At 41.0% G+C, this 16,439-nt stretch carries 16 protein-coding genes and 1 pseudogene; 1 reads left to right on the forward strand and 16 read right to left on the reverse strand.

Annotation, left to right across the window (positions count from 1 at the left end; translation table 11 throughout):
- The 15 genes from ACYQ2D_RS01125 to ACYQ2D_RS01195 form a co-directional block, all read right to left on the reverse strand.
- Positions 1 to 1,131 carry a tyrosine-type recombinase/integrase gene (locus ACYQ2D_RS01125; RefSeq protein WP_055155791.1) on the reverse strand — a complete coding sequence of 377 codons (1,131 nt, stop codon included), beginning with the start codon at positions 1,129 to 1,131 and terminating at the stop codon, positions 1 to 3.
- 168 nt (positions 1,132 to 1,299) lie between these two features.
- Positions 1,300 to 3,276 (reverse strand): ATP-dependent DNA helicase, encoded by a 1,977-nt coding sequence (locus ACYQ2D_RS01130; protein WP_459784409.1) that lies wholly within the window; start codon positions 3,274 to 3,276, stop codon positions 1,300 to 1,302.
- A 21-nt stretch (positions 3,277 to 3,297) separates the two neighbouring features.
- On the reverse strand, positions 3,298 to 4,023 hold the full coding sequence (locus tag ACYQ2D_RS01135; protein ID WP_459784410.1) for a DUF4240 domain-containing protein: 726 nt from the start codon (positions 4,021 to 4,023) through the stop codon (positions 3,298 to 3,300).
- A 525-nt stretch (positions 4,024 to 4,548) separates the two neighbouring features.
- Positions 4,549 to 5,043, reverse strand: coding sequence for a DUF3846 domain-containing protein (locus ACYQ2D_RS01140; RefSeq protein WP_138276767.1), 495 nt, complete (start codon positions 5,041 to 5,043; stop codon positions 4,549 to 4,551).
- 56 nt (positions 5,044 to 5,099) lie between these two features.
- Positions 5,100 to 5,540: an ECF-type sigma factor gene (locus ACYQ2D_RS01145; protein WP_459784411.1), complete on the reverse strand. Its 441-nt coding sequence runs from the start codon at positions 5,538 to 5,540 to the stop codon at positions 5,100 to 5,102.
- A 263-nt stretch (positions 5,541 to 5,803) separates the two neighbouring features.
- Positions 5,804 to 6,103: a winged helix-turn-helix domain-containing protein gene (locus tag ACYQ2D_RS01150; RefSeq protein ID WP_459784412.1), complete on the reverse strand. Its 300-nt coding sequence runs from the start codon at positions 6,101 to 6,103 to the stop codon at positions 5,804 to 5,806.
- 514 nt (positions 6,104 to 6,617) lie between these two features.
- On the reverse strand, positions 6,618 to 7,655 hold the full coding sequence (locus ACYQ2D_RS01155) for a hypothetical protein (protein WP_459784413.1): 1,038 nt from the start codon (positions 7,653 to 7,655) through the stop codon (positions 6,618 to 6,620).
- Between the two features lie 20 nt (positions 7,656 to 7,675).
- The gene (locus ACYQ2D_RS01160; RefSeq protein ID WP_459784414.1) at positions 7,676 to 8,362 is read right to left on the reverse strand and encodes an ABC transporter ATP-binding protein; all 687 of its coding nucleotides are present in this window, start codon (positions 8,360 to 8,362) and stop codon (positions 7,676 to 7,678) included.
- A 15-nt stretch (positions 8,363 to 8,377) separates the two neighbouring features.
- Entirely contained in the window at positions 8,378 to 9,238 is an 861-nt protein-coding gene (locus tag ACYQ2D_RS01165) for a hypothetical protein (RefSeq protein ID WP_062807184.1), read from the reverse strand.
- Positions 9,239 to 9,248: 10 nt separating this feature from the next.
- The gene (locus ACYQ2D_RS01170) at positions 9,249 to 10,013 is read right to left on the reverse strand and encodes a hypothetical protein (RefSeq protein WP_062807183.1); all 765 of its coding nucleotides are present in this window, start codon (positions 10,011 to 10,013) and stop codon (positions 9,249 to 9,251) included.
- Positions 10,006 to 10,317, reverse strand: a complete 312-nt coding sequence (locus ACYQ2D_RS01175; RefSeq protein WP_062807182.1) for a hypothetical protein — start codon at positions 10,315 to 10,317, stop codon at positions 10,006 to 10,008. The genes ACYQ2D_RS01170 and ACYQ2D_RS01175 overlap by 8 nt, the downstream gene beginning before the upstream one ends.
- A 23-nt stretch (positions 10,318 to 10,340) precedes the next feature.
- On the reverse strand, positions 10,341 to 11,447 hold the full coding sequence (locus tag ACYQ2D_RS01180; protein WP_459784417.1) for a hypothetical protein: 1,107 nt from the start codon (positions 11,445 to 11,447) through the stop codon (positions 10,341 to 10,343).
- Positions 11,448 to 11,638: 191 nt separating this feature from the next.
- Positions 11,639 to 12,916 (reverse strand): GHKL domain-containing protein, encoded by a 1,278-nt coding sequence (locus ACYQ2D_RS01185; RefSeq protein ID WP_459784419.1) that lies wholly within the window; start codon positions 12,914 to 12,916, stop codon positions 11,639 to 11,641.
- The gene (locus ACYQ2D_RS01190) at positions 12,897 to 13,619 is read right to left on the reverse strand and encodes a LytR/AlgR family response regulator transcription factor (RefSeq protein WP_459784421.1); all 723 of its coding nucleotides are present in this window, start codon (positions 13,617 to 13,619) and stop codon (positions 12,897 to 12,899) included. The genes ACYQ2D_RS01185 and ACYQ2D_RS01190 overlap by 20 nt, the downstream gene beginning before the upstream one ends.
- 36 nt (positions 13,620 to 13,655) lie before the next feature.
- The gene (locus tag ACYQ2D_RS01195; RefSeq protein WP_459784423.1) at positions 13,656 to 13,901 is read right to left on the reverse strand and encodes a hypothetical protein; all 246 of its coding nucleotides are present in this window, start codon (positions 13,899 to 13,901) and stop codon (positions 13,656 to 13,658) included.
- 303 nt (positions 13,902 to 14,204) lie between these two features.
- Here ACYQ2D_RS01195 and ACYQ2D_RS01200 point away from each other — a divergent pair.
- Positions 14,205 to 14,276 (forward strand): annotated as a pseudogene (locus ACYQ2D_RS01200) (XRE family transcriptional regulator); the annotation flags it as partial.
- A 178-nt stretch (positions 14,277 to 14,454) separates the two neighbouring features.
- Here the strand turns inward: ACYQ2D_RS01200 and ACYQ2D_RS01205 are convergent.
- Positions 14,455 to 16,431, reverse strand: coding sequence for a lysozyme family protein (locus ACYQ2D_RS01205; RefSeq protein ID WP_459784424.1), 1,977 nt, complete (start codon positions 16,429 to 16,431; stop codon positions 14,455 to 14,457).
- Positions 16,432 to 16,439: the final 8 nt, after the last annotated feature.

The following is a 16,439-nucleotide window of genomic DNA, read 5'->3' on the forward strand; positions in this document are numbered from 1 at the left end:
TCACCTCCTGCTTTCCAAAAACTGTTCTACTCCGTAAAGTTTGGAATATCGGCGGTAAAATTCCTGACTTGCTGTTTTCAGCTTGTCATCTAAAACATTCAGATATCGTATGGTTGTATCGAGATGCTTGTGTCCCAGTGCCTGGCTGATCATTTCCAGCGGCCAGTCTGCTTCCCACCTCGTATTTGCATAATATCTTCGAAGCATGTGCGGTGTGATCTTGATCCCAGTCTTTTTCTCCATGCGTTCAAACATATCGTAGACGCTGTCTACTCTTAACGGCTTCCCTATGGTATCTCCTTTGATGTTAATAAACAGGTATTCCTGTTTTTGCAGGATGTCCCAGTATTCCCCGATATAATAAAGCAGGAATTCAAAGGTATCATCGCTCACCCGTCCTCTTCGTTCTTCGGCATTTTTTGCTCTTGCATCGTTTTCATTATCATCCCGGAAGTCTACCCGGATCTCATGGTTTTCGTAATCGATGTCTTTGGTATAATCAATTCCCAAAATTTCACCGATGCGGAATCCCAGTTCCGATGTCAGTAAGATCAACACCTGATCCCTGCAGTTTGTACAGGCTTCTAAAATCGTTACGATTTCGTTCCGTTCGGCTGCCCGGACGTTTCGTTCCTCTTCTTTTAAGTATCCTTTAAATGACCGGGAGCGGATGGTTCTTCTGACCCCGATGGCATTTGCCTTTGTGATCGGCTGATTATAGGATAATACCGACAGGCAGGAACCGTTATTTCTGACTACTTCTAAAAAAGAATAAAACCTGAACACTTCTTTTAAGTAAGCGTTACAGGTTTTATTCTGCGGTTCTTTATCCAAATTGTCGGTATGTTTCCCAGCTTTCAGCCATTTCAGATATTCTGCGAAAAAATCATATTGCGTTTCGTAATCCATTCCATAGACATCTTCTGCTTCATGTTCTTCTTCCAGCAGATATTCCCAGTAGTAGGCAAGGGCAAATGCATTTCTCCGTATAGTATTCGGGGAACGGTTTGCCCGCACCTGATGCATTAGATACTTGCTTGGCAGCAACACAATTTCCAGTGTTTCCATATCCCGTATAAAGAAATATTTTACGGAACCTTCTCGCTGCATTTCCACTTTATATCGCTTCATGTTGTCTGCCTCCTTTCCTCTAACGCTATACACAGTATACCCAACTCATGCCAATAAAGCTATCACCAATACCACCAATTCGCTCCAAACCGCCCCTGAAATACCACTAAACTTTTTGGCTTATTTTTTGTCCGGATCTGGGCAGAACCAATAACGCCACGGATGTTCTCAGCTATAGTACCGCTCCACTTTCCGGCTTCGGATAAAATTTTCTACTTCTTCGATCCGTTCTGCCATCTGGCACTTTGGCAGTGCTTCCAGAACATCACTCCGATACCTGCCTTTCTTTGCTGTCCGGTGATCCAAAATGGACACAACGCAGGTGTCCTGCTCCGTGCGGATTGCCCGGCCGAATCCCTGCCGTAGCTTCTTCTGCATATCCGGGACTACGATGGTCTGGATGTAGGATTCCAGGGATCGGTACTGCTCCTTTTGTGCTTCATGGATGGGGTCCGGAACAGAAAATGGCAGTTTTACGATGATGAGTGACGATACCATGTCCCCCGGAAAGTCCACACCTTCCCAGCAGGAGCCGGCTGCGAACAGCACTGCATTCTCCATCTTCTTAAACCGTGCAATCTCTTCCTGGGAGTTTCTCCATACCTGCACCATCGGGAACGGGATCTGATCCCGCAAAAGCTGATGCACATTTCCCATCAGGGTATAAGATGTGAACAGTACCAGCGTATGCCCGTAAGTGGAACACACCAGATCACGGATCTGCCCGGCAAGCTGCTCGGCCTCTTCCCTGCTTCCCTTTTTCATAGGTCTTAAATGCTCCGGGATGTAAAGCAGACAGTTCTCTTTGTAACAGAATGGGGATTCTGCCACACACTCCCGGATGCCCGTTTCTTTTTCCAGCCCGGTCATCTGTCTGGTTCTTGCAAACCCGTTCCCGGCTTTTAAGGTGCCGCTGGTTAAGATCGCCGGAAATCCCCGGCTCCATAAAGTCGCATCCAGATACTTCGGGATCTCCCGGTTGACTGCCATAAAGGTTAAATGTCCCCGGCTGTCCTGCTGTAAAAACAAAATATATCGCTTGTCGTTCTTTAAAAACCATCCGAACAGCTCTTCCATCTCTTCCATCCGCCGAAAGATCCAGTAAGGAATATTCCCGGCAAGCCTTTTGATCATAAGCTGAAGCCTTTTCTGCATCTGGGCTAAGGCTGTGCCAGCTCCCGGCGGAAAGTAAAAACTTTCTTTTCCAGCCATGTCCTCTGTGCCATCTTTCCGATGCTTTCGGATCTCCGCCTGAAGTGCAGAAAACCCTTCCATCAGCCGTTTTCCATCCGTGCCTTTATGCTCTCTGCCTAAAAAGTAAGCAATCTCCTGCACATCTTCCCTTCCAATGCTTCTTCCATACATCTGGCTGGCGGCTTCCGGGAGTTTATGGGCCTCATCCACGACCAGAGCCCTGTAATCTGCCAGAAGCGGACGGTACCCATTTGCCCGGTGCATGGCATCTGCCAGAAGATAATTGTGATTGCAAATCTGTAAAAAAATGTCCTCTTTCCTGGAACTATCCAGATGCTTCTGATAACGGCATTCTACTTTTCCCGGACACTCCCTAGGGCAGAATTTTGGTACGCACACCAGCCTGCGGTCAAAACCGCTCAGGTTATGTACGGAATCTAAATCAAAGTTATGCCGGAGGGACTTCAATGCCTCCATCTGTGCCTGATTTTTATTCTTGTCCCGGACTGCCTCTAATCTCTGGGCCAGCCTGTAATCGCATACAAAATGTTCCTTTCCCTTGCGGATGACTGCTTTTAATTCTCCCTGAAGCAGATCTGCTTTTAACAGTACATCCGATAAGAAAGGAACATATTCCTCTATGATGGCTTTCTGTAAGGCGATACTGGAAGTGGATACCACTACAGACCGCCTGTCACATCCCGAATAACCGGAATGCAGTACACTATATTTCCGCATCAGGATGCAGGCTGTCAGATAGGCATAGGTCTTTCCGATGCCGACTCCTGCATCACAGAGCGTGATTTCATTTTTCATAAGGGCATCCAGCATTTCATGGCAGAGACGGATCTGTTCTTCTCTTACGTGAAGCCCGGCTTCCGGTAGAAGTTCCCGAAAGATTCTTTCCACTTCGCCATGCGCCCTTTTTTGATATTCATTTTTATAACACATTACTTCTCCTTGCCGGGAAGCTTATCTTACCGTACCCTTACGGACGGATCTGGCTGCTTCCGGTGTATTCTGTCCCTGTTCCTGCATTTTCTTTATGGCAGCATTCCCTCTTGCCATCATCCTTCGGATATCCGTCCGGGAAACATTCCATGTCCTTACTTTCTGAGGAGCTTTCCTTACCTGCTCGGACAAATGGCATTCACAGAGTTTCGGATATACCACCATTGCTTCCGGTAATTCTAGCGGATACTCGATCATGGGATGGTACACAATATCCCGGATCACCTGCTCATAACATTCCATCTGCATTCTTGCCGTACTGTCCTGATAGATATTTTTCCCTTTCATGGCACTGTAGACCTGCGATGAGATGTATCCCAACGCTTCAAAACTACAGTACCCATACAGAGTCACGCCGGAAAGGGAATCCGGATCTTTTAAGGCATTCAGATAAACTTCTTTTCCCTGGGCGATCAGCCACATCCGAAAATCGGAAAAACTGTCATCACTGCACCCTGCTTCCATCATAATACCTGCCGCTGTCCATAAGCCGTACTTATAAGCCGCATCCCGGTAACTGTAAACAAGATTGTGGAATTGGAGGACATCCTCCGGTGTCATATAGAAGAGCTGCTGCTTGATCCACACTGCCGAAGCATCCAGATCGGTGCCGCACACTTCCTTTGCTTTTTCAATCAGATTCCAGAATTGATCCTTGCTCATTCCACTTCTTTTTGTTTCTTCCATCTGTTCTCTCCCCTTGATGTGACGTTAATACCACAAGAATACGGCTGTAGTCTCCTACAGCCGCATGGTATCTGATATCAACGACACACTTCTTCATTGATTTCTTTTTTATCTTGCTGTTCCGCATTTGACCTCGCACCCCCGGAACTATCCCTGTATTTCTTCTGGGAAAGGGGACACTACAGGCGGGCGGCTGGCCTGCCGCCGCTCACAGATGTCCTGAGGGTCTTTCTGATTACAACCCGGAGTCCATCTTCCGCTCTCTGGCTGGTAACGTGTATCATTATCCCCCATCCGTGATCCTGGCGAAAGGCTGCCACCGCCTTATTCACAGCTATGCTTTCTCGCTCCAAGTCTAAGAATCTTTACCCTATACTTAATCATGGCGCTCATACTGTCACGCTTCTACGGTTGGGAACGTACCTGTAGTGCCGATATTCACTTGCCAAAGAACAGCCGAGGGATGTCCCTCTGCTTACTAGCCGATGGCAGTGTATTTTTTTATTCACTTCACAAAAAAATATTTTATCTTGCAGCCCCGGATCTGTTTTTCTTCTTTGCCGGATTCTTTTGTTTTGCATCGTTCTTCCGGCTTTCTTTCTGTTCTTTTTCTTCTTCCGGCGGCATCTTCATCACATGGAGTTCTCCGTTAAACAGAGTAAAAATTTCCGGTGACTGGTATTTTTCTTTAAACTTTTCAATCTGTTCCGGTGTCAGCGAAGTAAAATCATCTTCTGTCAGCCCTACTACAAGGAAAGTCCCGGCTATCGCATCATAGACCTGTCCATGATCATCATATAACGCCCGGTTCAGTGGCAATCCCTCAAATTTTCCATTGCCGTTTAAAAGGATTCCAACTTCATCATCAAACGGATAGGTCATTTCAATGTCACCGCCTACCGCCTGCTGCAGATCCTCCAGCTCATTTGGGATGTGCTTGACATAGGGGGCCTTCATCGGCTCGACTACCAGTACCGTCATCATTTCTTCCTGCATTTCGGACACTTCTTTCTCATCCATCGTATCAATCCTCCTGTCTGTTCGTTCTAATAGTCAGCCGATGAGAACCTTTTGTTTTATTCAAATTTCATGGACTTTTTGATCTTTTCCCTTAATCTCCGCAGTCTTGTATAAACCGTCTGCTCCGGCAGTTCCATGTGATGACTGATCTCTTTTGGTGCATATCCCATCATCTTCAGGACAATCATCTGAAGAGTTTTCTTATCAGTTGATAACAGAATCTGAAGCAGTTCTTCGTTCTCCACGGTATCCAGCAGGGCTTCTACGCTCTCCGGCTGGGACTCTTTGGTTTCTTTTTCTTCCAGGAGCAGTTCCATACAGTCCAGAAGCGAGGTCTGGTGTTCCCGGAATCTCCGCTCTGCATTGAAATCGTCCCAGTCATACTCCCGAAGCTTCTGGATCGTCTCTTCATCCACGCCCTGTTCACGCAGGAGCTTCTCTTCCTCTGCTTTCCACTGCTTCCATTTATATTCTTCTTTTGCTTTGTTATAAGCCACTTATTTCTTCCTCCGATATGTATTTTTTGTGAAATCAAATCGGAGTGTGGCGGTGATCTGGCTCGTTCTTCCTGCTTACAGGAATGCCCGGCATTTCTGCTGTTTTCCTGCAAACATGCAACTCCTTTGTAACGGTATTTTTACAAAGGACAGTGTATGGAATGCACCTGTCAGTTAACGGTCAGATAACTGTCACCTGACAGTCAGTTTTTCACCTTCTTTCAAAAAAATAAGACGAACAATCTTTTTACGGATCATTCGCCCTACAATTTTTCACGTTCTTTATTCAGTTCAAATTTATAACCAATATCCCGGACACTGACAATACAGTTTCCAGCACCATTCTCAACTGTATTCAGCTTTTTTCTCAATCTTTTTACCAGACACCAGATAATGTTTTTTATATCGCCAACAGAATAATCTTTCCAGACAAGCTGATAAATCTGCTCGTATGTATATACTCTCATCGGAGTTGATGCTAATAAATACAGAAAATCATATTCTTGTCGTGTTAAATGTAATACCACATTATTCCAGACTACTTTATGTTTCTTATAATTCATTACAAGTTTCCCCTTATTGACCATTGTTTCAGATTGTTTTTTGGTTATTTTTCGTTCATTATTTCGTCGTATTAATGAAAAAATCTGCAGATCTAGTTCTTCTATAGTGCTATTTATGTCCATTACGCAATCTGCACCGGCGTATATTAACTCTTTTTTCCATGACATACACAATAAAGAGGAGGCATCCGTCAAAATAATAATTGGTATCTGCGTTATCTTTCTAATAGCAGATATAATATTACTTATGTTCTCTTTATAAAGGATTACTCCTATTATAAGTACATCATAAGAAAATAAACTCAAATTATGCAGTAAAATTTGTAGATTTTCTGCATAATCTGAGTTTACCTCATTGAATAGTTTTAGATATGATTGATTGTCAAAATATGCTAATATCTTGTATTTTGTGTCTTTCATATTTCTATTTTAGCAAAGCAACATTTTCTATTTCTTCACAGGAAAAATTGCAATATTCACAATTCCTACTGAATTTCTCTCTTTAATATTAATCCTACATTAAATATATCTCTTTACCTGTTTCAGCATTAACCAGCATGACGTATTTTTGAGAATTATTGTCATTTACTTCCAAATACCAGATTGGTTCTGCCGTATATTGCTGATCTTCATTTATGTATGCACGCTCATAAAATTTTGCCCGAGTCACTGTATAAGTAGATTCATCTAATAAGTTTTCATACTTTGTTTCTACCGTTGCTGCGATTTCGTCAAAACCTTTTAACGGTACATTTTCCCCATCTTCCTGGAAATCATAAAGACCATACACACGCAGGCTTTCTATCCCCCGTGTAGAACAAACAGCAACCACTGGACTGGACTCTGGCGTATCATATGCAAGCGCCTGTGCCATAACCGATAATTCAGGATACACAGGAATCCCACTTACTGTCTGTCTTGCATATACGATACATACATCATCCTCGTTTGTCCACTCAGGCTTTCGTTTACTCTCTTCCAGCAATCCTTCAGCAACATATTGGTTTTCAATTTCCCGAAGTATATCCGCGCTCAAAGAAGAAGTCTGAAAAACTAAATTTTCTACTGCATATCCGGCATTTTCAAGAGTTTCTTTTACTTTTTGTACAGCATCCTGATCGTTTACAATAGATTCTGTCGCAGAAGTAAACTTCTCCATATTCTCCGTATTAGTCACCCCTATTTGAGCATAATAAGCCGATTTTTCCGTTGATACTCCAAACTCCATTCCAATCCCTACATTTGTACCATCCGCTAAAACATAATAGTTTTCTTCCGGATATAGATCACTAGCAGGAGTATTATAATGCTCGAGAATTTCTTTTCCTTCTACAAAATTTGCATATGCCTTTTCACTATCCGCAAAATGCACACTTTCTAAAATAAATTTGGGAATCTCTTCTCCATTCCAATTCTCTGGAACTTCTAATTCACACTGAAACCTGACTTTGCCTGATGCGGATTCCTTTTCATATGTCTGTGCATACGCATTTTGAGTCAGCATAATAAGCGATAACGCACATATACCCGAAATCATTATGTCTTTTCTCATTTTCTGCTCCTAATTACAAATCACGGTGTATAACGTCCTTCTACATGTAAACTGCCTACACTTGCTTTACTGATTACCCCTCCCTCCATCTCATATACCTCATCGCAAAGAACCTCTATATCCTCCCGATTATGACTAGCCAGAATAATCAGTTTATTTTCTTCTTTCATTTTTAACAGAAGCTCCCTGATCTCTCTTACCCCGTTTTTGTCCAGACCATTCATAGGTTCATCCAGAATCAAAATTCCCGGATCTTCCATGATGGCCTGTGCAAGAGCAAGTCTCTGACGCATACCCAGTGAATACTTTCCAACCGGTCGCTTCAATGCAGGATCCAAACCAACCTTTCTCAGAACAGAGCAGAGATAATCTTTATTCTTTTTGTTTCGCAAAGTATAAAGAAATTCCAGATTATGATAGCCACTCCAGGTCCGCAAAAAACCCGGATCCTCAATAATGATCCCCGCATCGGTCAGCATATCCTTATCTTTCCCCATCACTTTACCATTGACAGTTATCGTTCCCTCATCACAGGAAAGAAAACCGCAAATAGACTTAAACAAAACAGTCTTTCCAGAACCGTTGTGCCCTACAAGACCATAAATTTTGCCACTTTCACATAAAAGTGAAACATCCTTTAAAACTTTGTTATCTTTGAAGCTTTTACTTACATGAGATACTTCAATTACGTAATCCTGCCTGTCCATATATTTCACTCCTCGCTATATATCCTCATTTTCCCAGTTAAATTCTATTTTTTTTACCTTTATTAAAATAATGACCGTCATACACAAAATCCCTGCTATTAAAAATCCAAACATATAAGGTATAGATGGCAGCCAATAGTAACCATAATCCGGGGTTGCAATTCTTGCCAGTTCAGCCCATATCGTCGGGATAAAAAAGGCCAGTTTATGACGTATCATGGGATGTATATTCAGCACGGGAAATAGAGCGATTGCCAGGGCAAGACCACCTGCAACTGCAGCAATCTTATTCAAAAACAAACTTAGCAGGAACATCAGAACCCCAATAAATGTACAGATACAGGCACAAAGAAGAATCTCCAGCCCTATAAGCTGTAATGGCGAAAATTCAGAGAAAATCTCGTAATAAATAAACACAGAACTATCAAACTGCGTAAGAGCCCTTGTCGTTGCTGCCGTTCTCAGCAGCTTTCCCCATTCATTGCTCCATTCAATGTCCGGTAAAAGAGGAAGTATTGTGCAGATGACTGCCACAACAGTAAGAACAATGGAACGAATAAAAATCCCTCCTATTTGCCCTAATGCCCAACACTTTCTTCCTACACGGATTGCATGATACATATTCACATGCTGCATAAAAGGCACATCCGAGTTCGCATAAATTACTCCAAACCAAAACATAATCAGATAAGAAAAACTACACATCGCAAATGGAAATACGCACCAAGAGGACGGGTAGTCCACTGCAACTGAAAACTGTCGGATAGCCCCTACATATGACCGGCTGACTACAATCATCAATATTACAAAAACTGCCATTTTGCTATTGGCGATTTTCATCATGGAATTTTTCCAGGTATACTGTAATAACTTCATACTCCCACCTCTATAATCTGCTTTTTATTTTTTTGTAGATTCCCCAGGTAAGCAGTGCCGAAAAACACAAGCTACAGCCAAAGACTGTAAGAAAGTACTGTATATCCGTCGAAAACCGATTCAAGGTCGGATATATCAGCATTACGCTGAACCAGCCCTTTCCACGATATTCCAATAATATCTGCTGTATTAAAATAGGTGTGATCAATATCAGCATTTTATTAGAAACAAACATAGACAGAAATGAAGCCGCCAATGACAAGGTCCCTGCCAGCATTCCCATTTGCAATGCACATAAAAAAACATAAGACCAGTAGTGTTCTCCGGCAATCAGTGAACCGTACATTCCTTCCATAAAAATATCCTGTAATCCCTCTGAAGTCCAAGGTATCTTTAACCTTATAGACGCAACAAACAGAAGGCTTCCCAAAACCATAGTGATCACAGACGATCCATAAACAACCACTGCCTTGGATACCACATATTTCCATGTATTTCCTCTGTTGATGCTATATCTGGCATATTTATACTCCAAATCCTCACAAAACACAGTTGCATAAGAAAATGCACAAAAAACATAGGCAATCATGATTCCGGACATACCAACAGCCAAATCGTATGTATCCAACGCATTTCCATTTACCATTCCCTCAGTAAATGCAGAATCTTCAAGTGAAAACCACATGGATATTGCAACACCCACAATGCCTAAATATATTGGATAATTTTTTATCAGACGACGGATATCCGTTTTTAAATAATGTGCTCTATTCATCCGCTTCTCTCCTTTTGTAAACGGCTCTTTTGCTACAGAAAAAAATAAATATACAAATACCTGCAGCAAAACCACTTACATCTATCAGGAATAACATCCTTTTTTTTATTTTTCTTTGTTTCTCCTTTTCTTTAATCAGCTCTTTGCTTGTTTCTAGAATTGTATCCAATTTGTCATAAGGTATCTTCATATCTCTGATTTTTCTATATATTTCTCTCTCACATTCATTCGGAGCATTTTCTATACATTTATTAAGCCTTCTTCGTTCTTCTACAATCGAATAAGGAATTGTGGATTTATTCATAAAACATCCCTTTCGCTAATCTTTTATTGCAAGAATATTTCCTTTCCTGTTTCCGCATTAATTAAGGTTACAGATTTACTTATATTATTTTCGACTACTTCAAAATACCAGATAGGATCTGCCTTATATTTTTGTTTCTCATCCAGATATACCCTCTCATAGAATTTTGCTCTTGTTACTTCATAATCAGCATCATTCAAAATGTTCTCAAATTTTTCCTCAACCACAGCAGCAATATCCTCGAAAGGCTTCAGCGTAACTTGTTGTTTTCCCTTTTCAAATTCATAAACGCCGCTGATGTCCAGCTTTTCTATTCCCCGGGTAGAATATATTGCCTGAATCGGGGCATTATCCGGAGTATCATATGCCATAACTCTGGCAATACTCATCATTTCATGAAAAATGGGAATATCTTCATATTTTTGATACCCGTAAATAAAATATGCGTCATCTTCCTGACTCCAACTTTCCTTTCTTTTTTCTTCTGCCAAATAACCTTCCTGTAAATATTGTTCTTCCAGTTTTTTCATTGTCTGAAAATTCAAGGGGTAACAGGCAAATATAAGGTCTTCTGAATGGTATCCCAATTCATCTATTATTTTTTTTAATTCTGTAATACATTCTTCGCCGCTTTTAAAAGAAACTTCCGTTTCTTCAAATACAGCTCGATTGTCTGGATTAGTTACACCGATATATGAATAATATTTGGAATTACTGCTTCCGTAAGTAATTCCTTCATTTATATCAAGACTTTCATCATTTGCAAATAGATAATAGTCTTCTGGTGCCCTCCCTTCATCTACCGGAGTTTCTGGTTTTTCAATTATTTCTTTTCCTTCACCGAATATAGTCCATGCTTTTTCTCTGTCACATCTATACAGTCCCTTTACATCAACTGTGCTTATGGCTTGTCCTTTTATATTTTCCGGCACTTCCAACTCACAATTAAATTTTACCTTCCCTGAATCAGAGGTTTTTTCATACTTCTCCGGGAAACTATATTCTGCTTCTTCCATTGAAACTATTTCTTCCCCTGCTTTTTCTTTGACATCTACAGCACTCTTGTTACATCCAGCCAAAACCGAACATGCACATAATATCAGACTAAAACCTCTTATTTTTTTCATCATATTTTTTCTCCTATAATTCAGCTAAGGGATACAGTATGTGTATTCCCTATCCATTGGCTTGCACCTTCCTTTGAAGTGATTGAATTGTAGCATACAATTATTGATTATTTATTCGATTGTCAAAATTCGCCCACGATTTTGTCAAAATTAGACTTTTCTTTCAAGTAAAAAAGAGACCCCTAACGAGTCTCTTAGTTTTTAATCCGCGACATATATAAAAGAACCTGAACACAGAATCTATTAGATGTATAATCTATTTTTATTTCTCCTCCATTGTCAATGACCACCTTTTTTACATTTTCTAATCCAATACCATGTATTGCAAGTTCTGGCTGAGTTGTCTGCAGTCCATTTCTCTTTTCAAGGATTTTTCCTGAATAGCTGTTTTCTATAAAGATTAATAACACCTCTTGTTTTATTTGCATTTTTATAGTTAGTAACTTTTCCTTCGATTTACTGGCCTCTCTTACCGCATTATCTACCAGATTTCCCAAAATCACGCAAATATTAAAATTATTAAAATATAGATCTTCCGGAATATTTATTTGAACATCTACTTGATTCAGCGTCTTGTTTGCTTTCTGCAGCATATAATTTAATACTCCGTCTATTTCCTGGTTACCTGTAGTTGAATATTCTTTTGGATTTAGCATAAAATCCTTCATGCCGCTTAAATATTTTATCATGTCGTCATTATTATTTTTTTTAGCCATTGCAGACAACTCAATGATATGATGTTTTATATCATGCCTCAATGCTTTCACCCGTTCTTCCGATTCTCTGGCTATATCTAATTGATAAGAATAAACTTCTAACATCTGTTTAAACACCTGCTCATTCATACGGGCAGAATAAAATTTAAGGAGTGAATGATACAGATAAAAAATGAGAATATTAATAAAAAGAAGTGCCAGTGCTGCAAAAATAACAATTTCTTTTATTTCATGCGCAACAATAATCAGATAATATATATATACAATACTGACAACAGGAACCATTAAAAGTGCAGCCATATTTAATGCCGGTAATGTAATTTCTTTTTCGGGTTCTGTTGTCCTCTGGATAATAATTGAAATAAATAATAAAGCAAAGCTAGTGATACATTCATATACCTGATTCACCGGCTGTCCCATCGTATATTTTGTTAAAGATAAAATGACAATGCTGTCAACCAAAGCATTAATCACATATATAATAAATACAGCCAAACATTTCTCTGTTTTCTTTATGCGGTATGGAAAAAAAATCAAAAAAAGACTTGTAATGTTTGACAAAATATTCATAGCCGGAGAGGAAAATAGCAAGCTTATCGCACTTGTCCATGCCCAGCCTATAATATATAAAATAGAGACATGCTTCCATCTACTCTCTTCTTTTTGCACAAAAATACCAACAAAATACTTCAATGCGTAAAAACGTAATGCATTTGCCAGTAACGCTATAATATCATTAAATATTTTTAAACTCATCTGCAGCACTCTCCAAAATCTTTCTTCGTACATCTGCACGATTAATTTTACTTATATTTAGTACATCTCCATTCAGCATTTTTACCCACTCGTATGTAAATTCCTTTACATAATTTTTATTTACTAAATACGATTTATGTATTCTTAAAAAAACATTTTCTGGAATTCGTTTTTCAACCTCATTCAATTTTCCATAAAATGTTCTGATCTCTTTTTTCATTACAATATTAATTTTTCGTCCAGTACTTTGAAAATACAAAATATCTTTATACGAAATGCGATATGTACTATTTTGAGTTTGGAACTCAAATCCCACACTATTTTTTTCCGATATACGATAAATATTATCCAAAACATGATATATCTTCGCCGGTTCTATTGGCTTTACCAAAAAATCAAATGGTCGATTTTGAAAAAGCTGTAATGCATAATTTTCCTTTGAAGATATATATATCAAAAATATATTCTCTTCTTCAAGAACCTCTCTTATATATTTGCCTACCATAACTCCATCTTTCCCTGGCAATTCTATATCCAGAAAAAGAATGTTTATTTTCTCTCTTTTCAAATAATCCAACAAAGTATCTCCAGAATAAAAAACTTCTGTCACAAGTGAAACGCTCTTCTCTTTCGCATATTTCAGTATAATCTCTTCTAGCTCGGAACATGTGCTTTTTTCATCATCGCAAATTACAGTCTTCATTATTTTTCCCTCCGGAAGTATAATACTCTCTCGGTATCACTCATGCAAGTCATCTTCTTTTAAATCTTCACTCAAATCTCGCTTATATTCACATTCATACCTTCCTGCGCTACAAGATGAAATTTCTAAAATATGAGGCATTGCTTTGTTTCTTGAAAAACAAGAAAACGGCTGAAAGGATGTATATGCTAAATCTATTCCAGGAAATAAATGAACACATTGCATAGTTCCATTGGACATATCGCATTCAATTTGATATTTTATCCCATTATTACTTTTCAAGAATATGTGCCCTGTGCTGAACAATGCATGATTGATTTCATTTCGCTCTTTTATTAAATCATCTCCCAGATTACTAAGACTATGATGAAGTTATCAAAAACTAACCAAAGTATATAATACTTGTTTTCCAAAGTCAATTTACCGTACAGAGTAATCCACTACACTCCTTTCCCTATTTACCTGATATATCAACATCTTCCATCCCCCTCTGCTATATAAGTATAATCGTTCCGTTTGACCAGCATAGTAAAGTTATTTCCTTGCATAAACCGGAACGATACAATATTTTTAAGGCGAATGATTATGCCGATTGATGATTTAACTGCTTTGGTGCAGAAAATACGGGAAGCCCGAAAGAATAAAGAACTGACAGAGTTGTCCGAGAAATTTGAAACGAATTGAGCCAGTGAGTGAAATTTAACGATTCTCTCACTGGTTCTTTTCATTTCATATAAAATTAAAATTTCAATCAAATAAAAAAGTCAACTTATACATATCAAATTTCTCTTCATATTTCTCTTCATAGGTTGTAACTTATATTTTATTTCAATTTTCAAATTATACCATATCCCATGATCGTTCCACTATTAATGTTATAGCTTCTCTGGTTCACGGCATCGCTGGAGTTTCCCTCTACCGTGTACACGGTACTTCCCTCAGTTTTCTCTACGATTCCCACATGGTCTGAGGTTCCATCTCCGTTCCAGTCAAAAAAGATCAGTGTTCCGGGTGCTGGCGAGTATCCCCGGCTCTTCCATTTTCCCTTGCTCTGGAACCATGCGATTCCGTCATCACACAGGGAGAACTTCGGCATCTTGCCGCTTTCGATCAGACCTGCCTGATTCCCACACCAGCTGGCAAAGCAGGCACACCACGCTACATGGCTGTCAAATCCATACCACGACCAGAACTTCTGGCCTCCCTGATTTCCAAGCTGAGTTAGTGCCACGGATACGATCTGGCCGTTGCCTCCAAACAGGCCGGCAAACAATCCACCGCTGGAATAATACCGCAGAACGTGAGGGACGTATTCTGGATCACCATAGGCACTCCAGCCATGCGAAGCAGCCTGCTCATTGGAAAACTGCAGGGCATTTTCTGCACTGTAGCCGCCATATTTCTGAATCGCCCACGTTATGTACCCGTTTCCGTAGTTATACCCTTGCAGGGACAGCTTCAGCTTATCCATATCCTGTGGGCTGGTGCATCCGGCTTCCTTCAGGCAGTCCGCATAATACTGGATTCCCACCTGTATGGAATAGTCGGCATCCGGGATGGCATTCGGGCTGTTGGAATACCGGGTGTTGTATGGACACTCACTGCTCTGCATGGGATCGGTCCCCCGGCCGCCGGATTCCTGCATCATAATCGCCTGTATCACCGAGACGTATTCAGGGATTCCATATTGATTGGCATATTTCTGGATGGTTGATGTGTAGGAAAGGACTTCCTGACTGAGTGCTTCGCTGCTCTCTGAGCTTCCAGAGAATGCCGCACCTCCTATGATTCCGACTATGATAACCAATAGAAGAACGATCACTGCTCCGGCGGCTCCCAGTGCAGCCATCATGGACTGCACGGTTTTTGCTGCCGCTTCCACGGCGGCTTTGGCTACCTTGAAGGTATTCTCCCCTGCCCTTGCCGTTTTCTGTATCCGGCGGACTCCATCGGAAGTCTGCAAGGCTGCTTTCTTCGCCGCCTGTTTCGCTGCCCTTCGTTCCATCTGCTTCTGAATTCGGACTGTCAAGGCGTTGGAACTGGCCGCCCGGAGCTTATGCTCTGGCTGGACGCTGATCTTCGCAGACTGGGGAGCCGTCTTGATGTTACGATTCCGCATGATTTTCGGCTCCAGCTGCATCCTTGGCTTCTCCCTGATCCAGATGATTTCCGGCTGTTTCTGGCAAATGGCATTCTGCCTTGCGGTATCTGCGGCTGCTTTTTTCCGGCTCTGTTCCCGGATGGAGAACTGCTTCGTTTCTGGAATCTCCTGCCCATTCTGGATTCTCGGTGTCTCCCTGGCTGCCCGGATCTTCTGTTCTTTCGTCTTGACGGCATCTGAAATTGCCTTTTGCCGCTGAGCTTTCTGGATCTGGACTTCCTGATTTTCCCGTTCTTTGACCTTCACATGGGATGCCGCCTGTTCCCAGCTCTTCTGCTTCGGTGCTTCCCGGCTGGCCGTATCAGTGCCCTGTGTGCCTTCTGTTTCTCTTGCAGCTTCTTTCCCGGTTTCTTTTTTGCTCCCGACTCTCGTTTTAATCTTCTCGTAGGAAGCCTGCGCTGCTATCTTTCCGGCTCTGGTAACGGTTCTGCCAGTCTTTCTGGCAGCCCACTCTTCTGCGGATGTGACTTTCCCACTGGCATATTCCGATGGGGACTGTTCCCCCATATCATTGTCCCTGGCATTTGCGATGGTCTGGGATTTTTCCTTGCTCTCCAGTATGGCCGTCCGCATCAGCTCTTTGGGGATTCTGGAGGCAGGATTTTTGACCTTTGGTTTTGTTGTGACTTCTTTGGTTTTGATATCCTTCATCTCTCACC

It is taken from the genome of Blautia stercoris (genome assembly GCF_054657695.1).

Excerpts from the sequence above, each read along its gene's own strand:
- ACYQ2D_RS01140 (WP_138276767.1), bottom strand. The coding sequence starts at position 5,043 with ATGGATGAGAAAGAAGTGTCCGAAATGCAGGAAGAAATGATGACGGTA.
- ACYQ2D_RS01130 (WP_459784409.1), bottom strand. The coding sequence starts at position 3,276 with ATGTGTTATAAAAATGAATATCAAAAAAGGGCGCATGGCGAAGTGGAA.
- ACYQ2D_RS01160 (WP_459784414.1), bottom strand. The coding sequence starts at position 8,362 with ATGGACAGGCAGGATTACGTAATTGAAGTATCTCATGTAAGTAAAAGC.
- ACYQ2D_RS01125 (WP_055155791.1), bottom strand. The coding sequence starts at position 1,131 with ATGAAGCGATATAAAGTGGAAATGCAGCGAGAAGGTTCCGTAAAATAT.
- ACYQ2D_RS01170 (WP_062807183.1), bottom strand. The coding sequence starts at position 10,013 with ATGAATAGAGCACATTATTTAAAAACGGATATCCGTCGTCTGATAAAA.
- ACYQ2D_RS01205 (WP_459784424.1), bottom strand. The coding sequence starts at position 16,431 with ATGAAGGATATCAAAACCAAAGAAGTCACAACAAAACCAAAGGTCAAA.
- ACYQ2D_RS01150 (WP_459784412.1), bottom strand. The coding sequence starts at position 6,103 with ATGAATTATAAGAAACATAAAGTAGTCTGGAATAATGTGGTATTACAT.
- ACYQ2D_RS01180 (WP_459784417.1), bottom strand. The coding sequence starts at position 11,447 with ATGATGAAAAAAATAAGAGGTTTTAGTCTGATATTATGTGCATGTTCG.
- ACYQ2D_RS01190 (WP_459784421.1), bottom strand. The coding sequence starts at position 13,619 with ATGAAGACTGTAATTTGCGATGATGAAAAAAGCACATGTTCCGAGCTA.
- ACYQ2D_RS01175 (WP_062807182.1), bottom strand. The coding sequence starts at position 10,317 with ATGAATAAATCCACAATTCCTTATTCGATTGTAGAAGAACGAAGAAGG.
- ACYQ2D_RS01155 (WP_459784413.1), bottom strand. The coding sequence starts at position 7,655 with ATGAGAAAAGACATAATGATTTCGGGTATATGTGCGTTATCGCTTATT.
- ACYQ2D_RS01165 (WP_062807184.1), bottom strand. The coding sequence starts at position 9,238 with ATGAAGTTATTACAGTATACCTGGAAAAATTCCATGATGAAAATCGCC.
- ACYQ2D_RS01135 (WP_459784410.1), bottom strand. The coding sequence starts at position 4,023 with ATGGAAGAAACAAAAAGAAGTGGAATGAGCAAGGATCAATTCTGGAAT.
- ACYQ2D_RS01185 (WP_459784419.1), bottom strand. The coding sequence starts at position 12,916 with ATGAGTTTAAAAATATTTAATGATATTATAGCGTTACTGGCAAATGCA.